General features: G+C 61.4%; 13 protein-coding genes. 8 read left to right on the top strand and 5 right to left on the bottom strand.

The window, feature by feature from the left end; genetic code table 11:
* Positions 1–16: 16 nt before the first annotated feature.
* Entirely contained in the window at positions 17–1,153 is a 1,137-nt protein-coding gene (locus HMPREF9710_RS28580; RefSeq protein WP_229409809.1) for an AAA family ATPase, read from the bottom strand.
* Between the two features lie 173 nt (positions 1,154–1,326).
* On the opposite strand from HMPREF9710_RS28580, the gene HMPREF9710_RS14910 reads away from it, so the two are divergent.
* Entirely contained in the window at positions 1,327–1,602 is a 276-nt protein-coding gene (locus HMPREF9710_RS14910; RefSeq protein ID WP_005667611.1) for a YpsA SLOG family protein, read from the top strand.
* Positions 1,602–2,078, top strand: coding sequence for a hypothetical protein (locus HMPREF9710_RS14905; RefSeq protein ID WP_005667609.1), 477 nt, complete (start codon positions 1,602–1,604; stop codon positions 2,076–2,078). The genes HMPREF9710_RS14910 and HMPREF9710_RS14905 overlap by 1 nt, the downstream gene beginning before the upstream one ends.
* Positions 2,079–2,090: 12 nt before the next feature.
* Here the strand turns inward: HMPREF9710_RS14905 and HMPREF9710_RS14900 are convergent, their stop codons facing one another.
* On the bottom strand, positions 2,091–3,017 hold the full coding sequence (locus tag HMPREF9710_RS14900; protein ID WP_005667606.1) for a 5'-nucleotidase: 927 nt from the start codon (positions 3,015–3,017) through the stop codon (positions 2,091–2,093).
* A gap of 179 nt (positions 3,018–3,196) precedes the next feature.
* Here HMPREF9710_RS14900 and HMPREF9710_RS14890 point away from each other — a divergent pair, with 179 nt between their 5' ends.
* Positions 3,197–5,068, top strand: coding sequence for a PcfJ domain-containing protein (locus HMPREF9710_RS14890; RefSeq protein ID WP_157225578.1), 1,872 nt, complete (start codon positions 3,197–3,199; stop codon positions 5,066–5,068).
* Here the strand turns inward: HMPREF9710_RS14890 and HMPREF9710_RS14885 are convergent.
* Complete coding sequence (locus tag HMPREF9710_RS14885) at positions 5,057–5,497, bottom strand: hypothetical protein (protein ID WP_157225577.1); 441 nt, start codon at positions 5,495–5,497, stop codon at positions 5,057–5,059. The genes HMPREF9710_RS14890 and HMPREF9710_RS14885 overlap by 12 nt on opposite strands.
* A 761-nt stretch (positions 5,498–6,258) precedes the next feature.
* Here HMPREF9710_RS14885 and HMPREF9710_RS14880 point away from each other — a divergent pair.
* The 3 genes from HMPREF9710_RS14880 to HMPREF9710_RS28820 are packed head-to-tail and all read left to right on the top strand — an operon-like array spanning position 6,259 to position 9,454.
* The gene (locus tag HMPREF9710_RS14880) at positions 6,259–6,807 is read left to right on the top strand and encodes a carboxymuconolactone decarboxylase family protein (RefSeq protein WP_051205093.1); all 549 of its coding nucleotides are present in this window, start codon (positions 6,259–6,261) and stop codon (positions 6,805–6,807) included.
* 3 nt (positions 6,808–6,810) lie between these two features.
* Complete coding sequence (locus tag HMPREF9710_RS26635) at positions 6,811–7,974, top strand: PAS domain-containing protein (protein ID WP_005667598.1); 1,164 nt, start codon at positions 6,811–6,813, stop codon at positions 7,972–7,974.
* Complete coding sequence (locus HMPREF9710_RS28820) at positions 7,898–9,454, top strand: ATP-binding protein (RefSeq protein ID WP_051205092.1); 1,557 nt, start codon at positions 7,898–7,900, stop codon at positions 9,452–9,454. The genes HMPREF9710_RS26635 and HMPREF9710_RS28820 overlap by 77 nt, the downstream gene beginning before the upstream one ends.
* Before the next feature lie 151 nt (positions 9,455–9,605).
* Here the strand turns inward: HMPREF9710_RS28820 and HMPREF9710_RS14870 are convergent, their stop codons facing one another.
* Positions 9,606–11,699 carry a putative bifunctional diguanylate cyclase/phosphodiesterase gene (locus HMPREF9710_RS14870; protein WP_005667592.1) on the bottom strand — a complete coding sequence of 698 codons (2,094 nt, stop codon included), beginning with the start codon at positions 11,697–11,699 and terminating at the stop codon, positions 9,606–9,608.
* A 190-nt stretch (positions 11,700–11,889) separates the two neighbouring features.
* On the opposite strand from HMPREF9710_RS14870, the gene HMPREF9710_RS27950 reads away from it, so the two are divergent.
* Together HMPREF9710_RS27950 and HMPREF9710_RS14865 are read left to right on the top strand one after the other, a co-directional pair.
* Positions 11,890–12,228, top strand: a complete 339-nt coding sequence (locus HMPREF9710_RS27950; RefSeq protein ID WP_157225576.1) for a hypothetical protein — start codon at positions 11,890–11,892, stop codon at positions 12,226–12,228.
* A gap of 50 nt (positions 12,229–12,278) precedes the next feature.
* Positions 12,279–14,570, top strand: coding sequence for a chemotaxis protein CheB (locus HMPREF9710_RS14865; protein WP_005667591.1), 2,292 nt, complete (start codon positions 12,279–12,281; stop codon positions 14,568–14,570).
* Here the strand turns inward: HMPREF9710_RS14865 and HMPREF9710_RS14860 are convergent, their stop codons facing one another.
* A complete protein-coding gene (locus HMPREF9710_RS14860) occupies positions 14,571–15,821 on the bottom strand; it encodes an IS256 family transposase (protein WP_157225494.1) in 1,251 nt (416 codons plus the stop codon).
* Positions 15,822–15,825: the final 4 nt, after the last annotated feature.

Here is a 15,825-nt window from a genome sequence, read left to right as displayed (position 1 = left end):
GCGCGAGCGCCTCGGCCTACGCCATGCGCGCGAGCGTCGGGGCGCCGGCCAGGTCGCCACAGGTCGCCTGCAGGATCCGCTCGCGCTGGGCACGTGGCGGCACCTGCACCTCGACCAGCACGTCGAAGCGCCGCATGAAGGCTGGATCGATGCCGTCGATCGAGTTCGACAGCCACAGGGTCGGCACACGGTTTTGCTCGAGTGTGCGGTTCAGCCAGGCTTTGCGGCGCTGCGCAGTGCTGTGAAGGCCAAATCGATTGCCGCTGTCGCCAAAGACATCTTCGACCTCGTCGAACAGCAGCATGGCGCGGCGCCGATCAAAAAAGCTTTGGGCTGCACGATAGGCGCGCAGCCGGCGCTCGCCGGTGACCGGGTCGCCGTCCTCGTCCTCGCTTGCGACCTCGAACAGCTCGCACTCGAGCACCGCGGCCAGCGCCCGCGCCAGCTCGCTCTTGCCGGTCCCCGGCGCGCCATAAACGAAGATGTTGACGCCTTGCTGGCTGCCGGCGACGGCTTGTGCAAGGTAGGGCTTCAGGATGGCCAGCGCTTCGTCGAGGTGGCTGAAGTCAGCCAGCGACAGGCGCGCCGGCGTGCTTGGCGCGACCATGTCGCGCAGCAGGACGACCGGGTCCGATTCTGATTTCAGGATCGAATCGGCGAACTGGTCGGACAGCAGGTCAAGTTTGCCACGCAACAGCTTGGTGCCGGAGCGGTCCACGCTGAGCAGGCCGGAACGCGCCAGCACGCCCTGGATCGACAGTGCGCCGCGCACCTCATGCTCCGGCAAGTCGAGCAACGCGGCCAGCACGTCGACGATCGCGGAGGACGACAGGGCTCCCAGCGTGTCCGCCGCGCTGTCGAGATCGCGCTCATGGTGCAGCATGGTGGCGAAACCGAGGATCCGGCACTCGGTATCGGACATGCCGACCAGGGCAGCCAGGCGCTTCAGGTTGGCTTCCAGGACCGCGGGCAGCGCGCGCTCCGCCGTACGCTCGGCCTGGCGGTGAAGCTCGCGCAGGCGGGTGCGGACAACCGCGGGATCGAAGTCGAAGTCTTCCGGATCGATCCATTTCTCCAGTCCCAGCACGCGAGCAACACCTTCCTCCTTGAAGCCGCGCGGCCTGACCAGTTCGCGATGGCCACCAAGCGGCATGAGGATGCGAAGGATCCAGAGGTGGACAATCGGGGCAATGGCGGGGGTGGTAGTGCGGCGGCGTTGTTCATTCAGTTCCTCCATGTGATGAAGTCATTGTCCATACCCCTGCGACACGCTGTGTCGCAGGGTGCGGCCAGAATGGGATCCGTTGAATGCCTATGGGAGGATGAATGGAAGACGTATTCATGGCCGGCGACGGCTTCATGCGGGTCTCGGGCGGTCAGACTGCGGCGTTCGCTGATCGCATGGGCAAGCCCTGGCTGCACGTACGCCCCGGAGTGCATCCGGCATACGTGGCGCGCTTCCTGGCCCGGCATCGGGCAAGGACGCTGAACGTGGCCGGCACGCGCGCATCGGCGGCACCCGCTATCGGCGCGCTGGTGCGGCTGGTGCTGTCTCAGGCAGTGGACACCGGCCGGGCCGGGCCCCTGCAGGAGGGCGGCTGATGACGATGGATTTCGCAGAAACCCTTCAGGTCGGCGATGCGGCATACGAGACCTGGGAGTTTCCCCTGAATGCCTGCCTCGCACTGCTTTCGCCACGGCCGCGCCTGAGTCCTTGGCCGGGCTGCTCGAACGGCTACTACGCCGCCTGGGAAGTCCGGGACCGGCCCGAGGGCCGCTTTCTGTGCATGGTGGAGCTCAGGCCGCGCGCCCACGCATTGCTGGCGCTTCTTTTCCCGCGCAGCGAATTTCCGATGCCGGCGACCTGGTTCAGCGGCGTGATTCGTGCGGTCAGGGGCGAGCGGCGAAGGACGGGCTATCCGCCCAGGACCTTCTGGAACGACGAGCTGATTCTCGAGGTCGTGGCCGGCGAAGTGATGCGCGAATGGGTGCTCGACCTCCGGATGGTTCCCGATCAGACGCGGGAGGAATTCCGCGCATCCTTGCCGGCTTTCCTGCTCAAGCCGCTATCGGAATAGCGATACGCAGTCTCAGGCCACCCGCAGGAGAGTCGGGCGCACAGGGCGGTTCTTGATCCCGTACGGCACGTGGGCGCAGGGTACGTAAGCAACCGCCTGGTCGCAATTGCGTTTCTGGTCATCGAAGAAGAGGTCTGCGCCGAAGCAGCGCAACATCGGTCCCTTGTCCATCCCGGCCAGGAACATGGCTTCGTCGACTTCGATGCGCCAGGCATCCAGCGTACGCAGTGCGCGTTCGTGGGCAGAAACGCTGCGCGCGGTGACCAGCGCCGTGCGGATCGGGCAGGCCTCGCGTTCATACAAGGCCTGGAGACGGTGCAAATGGAACAGGAACGGCCGAAGAGGACCTGGCTCGAGCGGCACGTGGCGTGCTTCATGTTCGCTGCGGGTGAACGCGTCGAGTCCCGCGTGCACGTAGACCTGCTCGGCTTCGTCCGAAAACAGCACGGCGTCCCCATCGAAGGCGATTCGCAGGATCTCATCTCCGGTTTCGCTTGCCGCGCCTTCGATCACGGTCGCGGCGGCCATTCCCTGGCCGAGCGCGAGATGGACATCGTCGGCGTCGGTCGAGAGGAACAGATCCGCACCAAAGCTTGCGGCATAGCGGTGGCATGGCGCGTCGCGCGTGAACGCGGCGCGCGCGATCGGCAACTGGTAGTGGCCGATCGACCGAAGGACCCGCCGCCCTGTATCGGCACTATCCGCCGACACCAGGACGACCTCTACCTGCCGGCGCCCACCGGTATTCAACGCCAGTAGCTTGCGGATGAAAGAAAACGCGCTGCCCGGGGGCAGCGGAACCGCTTCATGCATGTGTCTACAGGCTGCAACTGCTGCCAGTCCGTCGAGCTCAACCGGCTGGTCGTCTTCACGCAGGTCGAACAGGGCACGAGGGGTTACGGCAATCACAAGAGGACAACAGGATGCGGGAACGGTCATTGGGCTCCTTGCTGGCGAATGGAAATGGCGTCCGATAAGTTGCATTGTCCGGGCCCCGGCGACAAGCCATGTCGCACGCCGTAACTTTCGGCGTGCCTTGGGGCGCCGTCGCCAGCAGGTGCGACGTTCGTTGTCGCAGCTGCCCTCACACTAAGGGCTCAGTCGTCTTCCGCGCCCACATGATGCATCTTCCTGTTACCGATCCATCTTTCCTTTCCGCGTCGCTCGCCCAGTGCATGCAATGGGTGACATGTGATGCCGGGCAGGGACCGCTCCGGTTCCTGCTCATGCATGTGACGGCCGATCCGCTGGGCGCTCTCGCGGGTTCGCCCGGCTGCCGCGCCCTTGCATCCGCACGCTGCGTGCTGCGCAGCGGGATAGTGTACGGAATTGGCATACAGGGACCACGAGATGCACTGGTCGACGCGTGCCGGGTGCTGGCCCAAGTACTGCCGCAGCATGGTTATGACGAAAGCTTCTTCGCCGACGTCGATCGTGAGATTGCGGGCGCACTTCAGGCAGCCGGATATGGCGCAATTCGGGCAAGCCTGGAGCGAAATGCCGCGCACCTCCCGCGCCCGGTCATGGCAGCGTCGCAGGTCGAGAAACTCATGCTGTGCGTCGTCAATCGACAGCGGACGGGACGCGGCCTGGGAGCGCTGGAAAGACTGCCGGACGCGCTGCCCGATCGGAGCGGCTGCGGCCCGGTAGACGGCCATGGCGAGCCCGCGATGGCGGCGTACGTGAACGTCCTGGATGTTCAGGCCCGGACGTACGTGGCGAACGCACGCAGCGTGTACGGACATCCGCTCGATCGCCTGGCCGTGTACAACTTCATTGTCGGCGATGGTGGACAGAGCCGCTACCGGGTCCAGGCCTTGCGCGCACTGCCCTGGTTATCGCGGCTCCTTACAGCACCGGAACGGGGCCGGATCTTGCGCGAAGTGGCGACCATACGCGCAGCGATCGATTGCGCCGAGCCTTTGCACGATGCCGTCGCCCGCGCCTTTGACGTGCCGCGCGAGGTGGTCCGATGGTTGAACGGCAGGACGCTGCCGGGGAACTGGCAGTTGGACGATGTCCGGCTGCGCAGGCTGCTGGCAGCCTTGTCCTGGCTCCCTTCCGAGCGGCGCCCGCAGTCGCCGGCGCAGTTCGACGGTCTCATGCAGCTTTGTGGCGTGCTTGCCCGGGTCTTCAGCTTCCGCGACGATCGTGGCGATCTCCGGATGAGCGCATGGTCGGTGCAGCACGGCCCGTGCATGCAGCGCTGGCTGGCCGAATGCCGGCAGCCCGGATGGGCCCTGGATGCCATGCGGCGCGATCAGCAGGGTTTTGCTGCCGAATGTGCGGATGCGTCCGACTTCCTGGGTACGCTGGTCGAGGCTGTACAGGACAGGGACGATGCCAGTGCCGAGGGCGCGCTGGACGCTGTCCTGCGCTGGGCTGCAGGGATTGGCCTGCGGCGATTGCTGGCCCTGTCGCGCCAATGGCATGCGGATGCTTTCGTAGCGCCAGGCACGCCGGCGCACGAGCCCGACGTCGCCGCCTGGCCCGCCATTCTTCCGCAGCCGATGCGCTTCGGCGAGGTGACTGTCGCCGAACTGACCAACGCCGGACAACTCCATGCGGAGGGCATGCTCATGCGGCACTGTGTCGCCACCTACGATCGCGCCTGTTACAGCGGCCATAGCGTCATCGTGTCCCTGCGGGCGGCGTCGGGCGTCGTCCTGTCGACCGCCGAGCTCCGGCTGGTCGAGGACGATGGGGTGCGTGTGGCCGTCGAACAGCATCGGTCCGCCCGCAACGGCGCACCGGGGGCCGCGTCCGAACATGCGCTCCAGGCCCTCGTACGTCGCCTGAACGACGGCGCGGCGGAGCCGCTCCTGCGCGCACGGACCCGTTTCCAGCAGGCTCATCGCACAAGGGCGCGCCTGCGGCAACATGTGCGTGAAGCGCACGCCCACCAGGTCGCGTTGCAGCTCGCGGGATTCACCCTGTCCCCCAACGCGCGCTGCACTGGACGGCGCGAACCTGCCGCTTTAGCTTGCTGATGCGCACCAGCGGCGCATTGATACGGCTGGAATATTGCCGAGCCCAAGCAGCGCCCTGGTATGTCGCTCGACAGCATCCTTGGAGCGCTTCTTGACGTCGTCCAGCTGGTTGACCGACAGGCTGCCATCCTGCTGTTCTTCCCATGCGACGAATTGCCTGTAGAGCTTGAAGGACTCACCCGAGCCCAGACGAAATTCTTCAGCCTGTCGGATCCGGTTCCAGCATGTCGGCAGGGCGTAACTGCAGTTTTTCACCGAAGAGACGCTGCAGTAGCGCTCTCTGCACCGCAGGGGCGCCGGCGGCGCAACGTACAGCTTGATTTCGATGTCGCCTTGTTTCTTGCGGAATTCGGCCTGATAGAACAGGTTCCATTGTTCACCGGCCTTGAGCCCGTCCACAGCAGACCGGCTGCGCGGTACGAAGCGCACCCTGAATGTTTTGCTGCGTGCGCCAGTCAGATGTTGCCATTCCGCCGCGTCCAGGATCCAGGGTCAGATTCTCGATCACAGTTGAATCGCCACGCGTCCGCTGAGTTGGGGCGCATGTAAGCCATGTCTTAACCGCTCTGAACCGCCCGGGCTTTCGCGGACGCAGGTTTGTTTGGGGCCGGCCGGCGCAGATCGTTCGCGATACCATGAACGTAGGGCTCAACGGTGGGGATGGTGGTTGCGGTCGGGGTAAAATCAAGGTAATGCACCTTGTTGCCGGGTCAAGGATCGATGACCTTGCCATGGTATCGTGAATGGTACTGGGCCAGAAGTGCCATTAAAATGCCAAGCAATTCATAGGCTTATCTCAGCCATTGATCATCGAGTGGGAGTGAGTTTCTCGCTGGAAACTTCTTTTTCGCAGTTCAAGAGGCTCGCTTCGGCGAGCTTTTTACTTGCTTAAGCAATCAGTTGAGCTCACCCTGAACCTGTTCAAGGCGGTGTTCAGTTTTTCCGTGACCTGCTGGTCCCTATCAGGCGGCTCGCGGCGAGATGCGTCCGATTGAACCTGCTGCCATCGGCGAGGACGCCCAGCTGGTCGCACTGGTTGCGGGACAGGTCAATGCCACGGCAACATCTCATACGGGCATGCGATCAAATATCAACTGGTAGGAAACGTCCCGATGCCGTGGCCGTGCTAGCATTCGGCACCGTCACCTGACCGCATGAGAGTCGTTCTGACATCTCATATCCCCTGAGACATGCCGAACATTCACAATCTGGAACCTGGCGATGCAAGTGCCGAAGTCAGGGCGCTGTACACGGACTTTCAGCGCCGTATGGGTTTCCCTGCCCCGCCCAACTTCATCAAGGTCCAGGGCCATTCGGTTGCGGCCGCAAGCGGAAGCTGGGGACTCGTCCAGAACACCTTGGTCGGAGGCGTCCTTCCTCGAACGCTGAAAGAGATGCTGTTCTCCGCAATTTCCGCCGACAGGAATTGCCAGTACTGCGAAGCTGCGCATCTTGCCTGCTGTCGCATGCTTGGCGTAAGCGAAGAAGATCTGGCACAGCTGTCCGAGAATATCGATTCGCTCGATCCGCCCAAGACACGCGCAATCATCCGGTTCGGGCTGAAATGCGCACGTGATCCGCAAAGCCTGACTTCCGAGGACTTCAGCAACCTGCGGGGGCTTGGCCTGACGGAGTCGGAAATCATGGAACTCATCTCGATGTCGGCATTGGCGGTCTACGCCAACATCGTTGCCGATGCCACCAAGGTGGAAAACGACGAGATGTTCAGCCAGCTTTGACGCATGGAGAAGGGCCGTGACATTGCGCAGCTGAACCTGGTACTCGAGCTGGTATCCGAGTTTGCGTCGGTGACCACGCTGAAGGAGCTCGAGCGTACGATCGATTCGCGGCTACGCTGGATTCTCGATTTCGAGGAGTGCGAGCTGAGGATGATACATGGTAGTGACGCGTCCGATGATTCGGATGTGGAATCCGCGCTGCCCGGTCCCTTGGCGGGCAGCGTCGCTATATCAAAAGAAGCGCTTGTACGACAGGCGCTGGCGACCGGCGTACCTGCCTCAGTCGGGATGCCCATCACCGCTATCGTCTACCCGCTCGGACTGAGCGACAAACCGCTCGGCGTTCTCTACCTGTCCGCCGAAACAGCGGGCTTTTCGTACCGGGACCTGCGTCTGCTTCACCATGTTTGTTCGAGTCTTGGCGCGGTGCTGGCGCGCATTCACCAAGCCTCGATCGAGTCGGAATTTCGCGCAAACGAAACCCGCCTGCAAAGCATGAACATGCGTCTCGAGCAGCGTGTCATGGAACGCACCAGCGAACGTGACGTTCTCATTGCAATGTTCCAGGCAACCGATATGTCCATTCAGGTACTGGATATGGATTGCCGGCTCCTGGCCATCAACGACGCGGGTATCGCCCAATACAAGCGCATGTACGGCGCGAACGTCATGATTGGCGACAGTCTGCCGGAACTGTTGAAGGGCGCGCCAGCACAGATGGCAGCGATTGTTGGGCTGTGGCGCCGGGCGCTCGGCGGCGAGGCGTTCACGGTACAGCAGGAATTCGACGCAAGCGCGTCCCAACCGTGTAGCTATGAAATGCGGTTCGAGGTCTTGCGTGGATCCGACGACATGCAGATCGGCGCGTTCATGACTGCGGTCGATATCACGGACTCCGTGAGACAGCAGCGCGCACTGGCCGATACGCAGGAGGCGCTTCGACAGTCGCAAAAGCTGGAAGCGATCGGTCAGCTGACCGGTGGCGTGGCTCACGACTTCAACAATGTGCTTGCCGTGATCAAGGCAGGCACCGAGCTTTTACGCAAGACGAGCTTGAACGACGAGCGACGTCAGCGGTTTATCGAATCGATTGGAAACGCCGTCACACGAGGCCCGGCTAACCGGCCAACTACTCGCGTTCGCCCGCAGGCAGGCCCTGCAGCCTGAAGTGTTCGACGCCGGGGAGAATGCGCGCGCGGTTGCCGAGATGATCGGCAGCCTCACCGGCGCCGGGGTCGAGGTCAACATCCACGTTTCGGATCAGGAATGCCTGATCGACGCCGACCCAAGCCAGTTCGACACGGCCCTGGTGAACCTGGCGGTCAATGCGCGCGATGCCATGCGTGCGCGGGGAACCCTGACCGTGAGGGTTGAGGTCGTCGAAGCCATCCCGGCCACCAAGACGCGCGGCGCGGTGGAAGGCGAATTTGTCGCCGTCTCGCTTGCCGATACCGGAACCGGCATCGCGCCGGAACACCTGGAAAAAATCTTCGAGCCATTCTTCACAACGAAAGGCGTGGGGCATGGGACCGGGTCGGGATTGTCGCAGGTATTCGGTTTCGCCCATCAATCGGGAGGAGATGTCCGCGTACAGAGCGCACCGGGCGCTGGCAGTACGTTCACACTCTACTTGCCGCGCGCTCGCGCTGCAAGGGTGGCGCCGGCAGCCACGCGCAAGGCTGCCGATCTTCCCTCAGGGGATGGCGTCAGTGTCCTGGCCGTGGAGGACAATCCTGAATTGGCTGCCGTGGTCGACACCATGCTGCAGGAACTCGGCTACGCCAGTGTCGTGGTGCCCAGCGCCGAACGTGCGCTGGAATTGCTGCGCGAGGAACCCGACCGCTTCGCTGCGGTGTTTTCGGATGTGATGTTGCCTGGAATGAATGGGATCGATCTGGCCAATGCCATCGCCGAGTCGGGAATCGGGGCGGCGGTCGTGCTCAGCAGCGGTTACAGCCAGGCGCTGGTCGAGAATCCCGACCACGGGTTCGTCTTGCTTGCCAAGCCTTATGCACTCGCCGATCTGGCGCGGGCGCTTCACGCTGCCGTGCACAGGCTCGATCCACCGGCAGGGCAGGAGCAGCCGGACATGGCGACCGTATACGACGGACGCCGGCTGGACGCCGAGGCGCGGGCGGAGCAGGCTCGGCTTGCCGAGCTGGCCGCGCTGCACATCATGGATAGCGAAGAAGACGAAGCCTACGATGAGCTCACGCGCATGGCAGCTTCCTTCTGCGAAGCGCCGATCGCGCTCATTTCGCTGGTCGACGAACAGCGACAATGGTTCAAGGGGCGCGTGGGTCTTCAGGCACGTGAGACACCGCGCGAGCATGCATTCTGTGCACACGCGATCAAGCAGCCTGAACAAATAATGCAAGTACCGGACGCGACGCTCGATGCGCGATTTGCCGTGAACCCTTTGGTAACTGGTGAGCCCGGCATTCGTTTCTATGCAGGTGCTCCACTGCGGAGCGCTTCGGGCCATGCGCTTGGCACCTTATGCGTGATCGACAGGAAGCCCCGGCACTTGACACAAGACCAGCTCGATGCGCTCAGGACGCTCGCGGCGAGCGTGGTGGAGCGCCTCGAAGCGCGCAGGCTGGAACTAGGCCTGGCTGTAGACCCGAGCGAGAACCCAGCCCGGTAAGCGAGAGTCGGGCCGGGCGCGCTTGGCAAGCGTGAGCTGCGTTGCTCGTCGTGCATGGCCGGCCATGCGGCCGCCTTGCGCCTTGCTCATGAAAGCCGTAATGACCCCGGCTAAGCACCCCGGCATCGGGACATCGCGCAGCGCAGGCCGGTCATCCGCGCCTGTCACTGCCGAGCATTGCCTGTATCTGCGCCGCATCGACCGGTTGGCTGAACAGGAAGCCCTGGCCTTCGTTGCATTTGTGATTCTTGAGAAAAGCAAGCTGCACCTCGTCCTCGACACCCTCGGCGATGACACGTTGGTGCAGGTTCCTGCCCATGTCGATGACCGCGCTGACGATTGCGCCGTTGCGTCCAGCCCCTTTTTCGGATTCGATCGCCTTGACGAAGGATTGGTCGATCTTGAGCACATCGATCGGGAATTCGTTCAGGTAACTAAGGCTTGAGTAGCCGGTGCCGAAGTCATCGACCGCGATCTGTACTCCCATCGCCTTGAACTTCGCCAGGAGCAGGGCGCTGGCGGCGACATCGTGCATCAGAACGCTTTCAGTCAGCTCAAGCTGAATACGTGCCCGGTCCACGCCGGTGGCGTCGAAGATCGCCAGCGCGTTAGCCAAGAAATCCCGGTGCCGGAACTCCAGGGTCGAAATGTTTACGGCAACCGACACTTCCAAAATGTCAATTTCGCTCCAGCGTACCAGTTGCGCGCACGCTTCGCTCAATACCCAGCGCCCGATCGGGATGATCAGGCCGCACTCTTCTGCGACCGATATGAACCGCTCCGGCATGACCACGCCCCACTCGGGATGCATCCAGCGCAGCAGCGCTTCGACACCGGTAATGCGATCGGTTTGCAGGTCGACCTTGGGCTGGTAATGCAGCGCGAATTCGCCGTGTTCCAGCGCCCGCCGCAGGTTGGTTTCGATTAGCTGCCGCTCGACAGCACGCGTGTTCATGTCCTGGCGGAAGAATTGGTAGTTATTGCGTCCGCGTTCCTTGGCGTGGTACATGGCGGTGTCGGCGTTCTTGATCAGGGTGGCGGCATCGATCCCGTCGAGGGGAAAGGCGCTGATGCCGATACTGGTCGACGTATGCAGTTCGTGCGTCCCGATGACGAATGGCTCCGACAGCGCCAGCAGAATCTTGTCGGCCGCCAATGCGGCATCCCGCGCACGACGTTCGTTTGCCAGCAGAATCACGAACTCGTCACCCCCGTGCCTGCTTACAGTATCGGAGGTGCGAACGCAGGCCAGCAGCCGTTGGGACACCGCTTGCAGCAGCCGGTCGCCGACCGCGTGGCCCAGGGAGTCGTTGATGTTCTTGAATTTGTCCAGGTCGAGGAATAGCAGCACCGGAGAGGTGTCGTTGCGCCTGGACATGGCAATTGCCTGGGTGACGCGATCGTGAAGAAAAGCGCGATTGGGCAGGTTGGTGAGAAAATCGTGTTGCGCCAGATGCCGCATCTTGGTGGTCAGCGCCACAGTGTCGGAAATATCCCGAAACACCATTACGGCGCCAACGAGCTGTCGGTCCCAGTCGCGAATGGGGGCGGCGGAGTCTTCGATCGGGATGCGCTGGCCGTGACGTGAAACGAGGACCGCGTTCCCGCTCAGGCTCGAGGCCTGATCCGTATGCAGGATATCGTCCACAGGACTGGCGGTGGTGCGGCCGCTGCGCTCGTCGACGAGTTCGATCACTTCGGCAATGGGCCGTCCGCGCGCCTCTTCCCGCGTCCAGCCGCAGGCCTGCTCAGCAGCGATATTCAGATAGTCCACGCGCCCGTTCATGTCGACGGAGACGACCGCATCGCCGATCGAGTTGAGCGTGATTTCCGCACGCGCCTGGGCAACGTATAATCCTCGCTCAACCTTCATGCGCTCGATGATGTTGCGCAGGGACTGCGGCACCAGATAATTATTGAAGAAGCCCTTCGTCAGCCAGCCCTGCGCACCTCGCTGGACCGCTTCGATGGCATCGGCTTCGTTGTCGAGCCGGGATAGGGTCAGGATCGGGATATGGCGTGCGGCTGCATGCACGCGATCGAAGCAATCCAGCCCTTGGCAATCGGGGAGCAGCAGATCCAGCAGGATCGCATCGATCGGTCCACTGTGGATTCGAAGTAGTCCGTCGGCCAGGCAAGCGACATCCTCCACATCGAACGGGCCATCGTGCGCGTTGCCGAGAGCCTCGTGCAGGATGCGGACATCATCCACGTCGGAAGAGAGGATAAGCACTCGGTGAGGCATGGCGTCTCCCGCTGGTATTGCTGGTGGACTGGCGGGCATCGACTACGCCGCAACCGTTGACTGATGGAATAAACCCAGTATAACAACGCCTCATTAATTGTCAAATTAATAATAATCAACTGACTGACGGTATGATGCTGGCGCCGTGCCGACCGTGACGCCCAATCGGGCGTTCAGAATCCGATGGCTGTTGCCGCAGATCGAGCGCCTTCATTCTGCATGGTCGGAAACGGATGTTCGCCTGGATACGAGTCTGAACCCGATCTATATCGTAGCGCAGCATATCGACCTTGGCGGCCTTGTGGCGCAGGCATATGGACAGGACTTGTGGCAACAACATGCGTACAGGTTCGGCATCCATTTGAGATCTTCGTCGAGAACGTATCCGGCGTGCCAAGGCACTCGCATCTTTGACTGCGCGCGCACGGAAAAATTGGGGATCTCGATGGAACCAGGTACATGGTCAAGTGAAGGCAAAGCACCGCCCGCCACCAAATATTTAATCGGCGCCCGCACGGATTTCACATAAAAAACGCGTTATGCTCGTTCCTTGACCCAAAGGCCAATGTGAGTATTTCCATGAACGATAACGAACGTAAAGTGTTGGAATTCCCTCCACCTGATCGCGATTTCATCCCGAGCACGCTGGAGTTTCCCGTTGTCGGCATTGGCGCCTCCGCGGGGGGGATCGAGGCGCTGAGCCGCTTTCTTGAGGCAATGCCAGCCGAAAACGGCATGGCATTCGTCGTCGTCCTCCACCTTTCGCCAAAGCACGAAAGCAATCTCGACAAGATCCTGCAAGCGAAAACCAGGATGCCGGTCACTCAGGTCACGGAAGTCACGCCCATCGAGGCTGGCCATGTCTATCTCATCTCGCCGGCGCTGGATTTATTGATGAACGACGGCTCGCTGCAGGTCGTCTCGGCCGCGCGTCCTCGCGGCCGCCATGTTGCCATCGACATGTTCTTTCGCACCCTTGCCGAAGTACATCGGGAACGGGCAATCGGCGTCATTCTGTCGGGGGCAGGCTCCGATGGTGCAGTCGGCATTGCAAGAATCAAGGAAAAGGGGGGCATGACATTCGTCCAGTCACCCGACGATGCCGAATACGACAGCATGCCGCGCAGTGCGCTGGAAAGGGGGACGGTCGACGTGGTATTGCCGGCAAGCGAGATGCCGCAGAAGTTGCTCGAATTAGGCCGTAACGCACGCGTACTGCAGCTGCCTACGGCAGGACATCTGGAGCGGAGCGTTTACATCGATAGTGCCGAAGCACACGCACAGCAAGCAGAACTTGCACTGCGCGACATTCTGCAGCTGCTGCACCAGCGAACGGGCCACGATTTCAAACACTATAAACGTGCAACCGTCCTGCGCAGGATCGAAAGGCGGCTCCAGGTTCGCGGCCTGGCCGATGTCGTCGCCTACCGGCGTTACCTCGAAGAGCACAGCGAGGAAGCGGCAGCATTACTCCAAGACATGCTCATCAGCGTCACGAATTTCTTTCGCGACCGCATCGCTTTTGACGCGTTGGAGCGCGATGTCATTCCACATATTTTCGAGGAGGTGAAGGAGACGGAACAAGTCCGTGCCTGGTCGGTGGGATGCGCTACCGGCGAAGAGGCCTACTCGATCGCCATGCTTTTCGCCGACCAGAACAGCTTGTTGGCCACACCCAGGCCAGTACAGGTATTTGCGTCCGACATCGACGAGCGCGCTATTGCCGCGGCACGCACCGGCAGGTATCCCGGATCGATCGTTACCGATGTCACCCCTTCCCGGCTGCGGCAATATTTCGACCGACAGGATGAGCATTTGTGCGTGAAACGGGAGATACGGGAAAAGGTGCTGTTTGCGATCCACAACATCTTGCGGGATCCCCCATTTTCGCAGTTGCACCTGATATCTTGTCGCAACCTGCTGATCTATCTCGATCGGGATATCCAGACCAAGGTGATGGAAATTCTGCATTACGCCTTGCGTCCGAACGGCTATCTGTTTCTGGGTACGGCCGAGTCGGCAGAGGCCGTCGCACGTTATTTCACTCCAGTCGACAAGAAAAACCGTATTTATCGGCCCGTAAACGCTCGGCCGGAACGGGCGTTTCACGTGCCGCTCCTCGTCGGTAGACCCGAAGGCGTACCCGCCAAGGCGACGACAAACAGCACGGACCAGCAGCGCGTCTCTCCGCAAGACTTATACCGTAAGCTCGTGGAAATCTCTGGCCCTCCCGGCGTACTCCTCGACCGGAGCCACCAGATCATCTATGCCACGAAACAAGCCTGGAGATTCCTTCGCCATTCAGGCGGCGAGCCCTCGCACGACATCATGGCGACCCTGCATCCAGATCTGCAGCTGGAATTTCGCGCCGCCTTGTTCCAGGCGACACAGAATCACGTGGATGTGCAGACGCGCTTCATGTCGATACGTGATGGGAATGCTGAAATTTTCGTCCGCATCAACATCCATCCCGCTCGCGACCGCGATGCCGCTACAGGCGTCATGCTGCTGGTATTCGAGGAACGCGAGAGTTCGATCGACACCAGTCCATCCGGTCTACAGAATGGCGACAACGTCGTTGCATTGCACCTTGAACAGGAATTAAAGCAGACGAAGGAACACTTGCATTCCGCGATCGAACAATATGAAACGACACTGGAGGATCTGAAAGGATCGAATGAGGAGTTGCAGGCGAGCAATGAGGAGTTGCGTTCGACTGCTGAGGAACTCGAAACCAGCAAGGAAGAATTGCAGTCGATTAACGAGGAACTCATTACCGTCAACACCGAATTGAAGATGAAGGTCGACGAGACGGCGAAATCCAACGACGGGACCTGTCAGAAATTCTGTGTGCGGGGCCAGAATTCGTAGTTAGATAATCGCGTTCGTGAAGCGCTCGCCGAACATGATGGCGAACTGGTTGGCAGCCTGCTTCCAGGTACGCTGTGGCATCTTCCAATCTTTCTCGATATTGCGCAAGGCCAGGAACAATAACTTGGTCGCGGCTTCGTCGCTGGGGAAGTGACCACGGTTCTTGACGATCTTCCGCAGACGCATATGCAGGCTTTCAATAGCGTTGGTCGTGTAGATGATCGTGCGCACTTCAGGTGGGTAGGCAAAGAACGGAATCACCTGCTGCCACTGGCGCCGCCACATCGCGGCCACGGTCGGAAACTTGGTGCCCCATGGGCCTTCTGCAAAGGCATCCAGCGCCGCTTCGGCCAGCTCGGCGTTGGCAGCGTGGTAGATCGGCTTGAGCGCCGCTGCCAGTTCCTTCCGGTCCTTCCAGGCCGCAAGCGTCGTCGAATTGCGGATCAGGTGCACGATGCACGTCTGGATCTGCGCTTGCGGATAAACGGCCTCGATGGCCTCCGGGAAGCCGCGCAGGCCATCGACGACGGCGATCAGGATATCGTCCAGTCCGCGGTTCTTGAGTTCGTTGAAAACCTTCAGCCAGAATTTGGCGCCTTCGGTCTGTTCGATCCACAGACCCAGCACTTCCTTGCGGCCGTCGGCACGAATGCCCAAGGCCAGATATACGGCCTTGTTCTTGACCGTGCCTTCGTCCCGGATCTTCAGGCGCAACGCGTCGAAATACACGATCGGATACATCGCCTCGAGCGGCCGCTGCTGCCACTGCGCGACCTCCTCGAGCACTTCGTCGGTGATGGTCGAAATCAGGTCTGGCGACACCTCGGTGCCGTACAACTCCAGCAAATGCGCCTGAATCTCGCGCACGCTCATACCACGAGCGTACATGCTGATAACGTGATCGTCGAAGCCCGACATCCGGCGCTGATGTTTGGCCACCAGTTTGGGCTCGAAGCTCGACAGACGATCGCGCGGAATGTCCAGGTGGAGCTCCCCGCCTGGCGTCAAGACCTTCTTCGGGCTGCTACCGTTGCGGTGGTTTCTGCTGCCGTCTTCCTCGTTGGCCAGGTGGTGGTTCAACTCGGCCGACAACATACGCTCGGCCAGCATTTTTTTGAGCTGCCCGGCGAGGCCCGATTCGCCAAGGATCGACTCGGCGTCCTTGTTCTCAACCTGGGCCAGCAACTGGTCGATCAGCTCAACGGGAAACGGGTACGCTGCTTTCTGTTTTTTGGGCTTCTTGGTGGTCATCACT

Origin of the sequence: Massilia timonae CCUG 45783 (assembly GCF_000315425.1) — a bacterium.
In the GTDB taxonomy this organism is placed as follows: Bacteria; Pseudomonadota; Gammaproteobacteria; order Burkholderiales; family Burkholderiaceae_D; genus Telluria; species Telluria timonae.
Note: the sequence above shows the minus strand (reverse complement) of the source record. Positions and strands in the feature narration are given on the sequence as shown.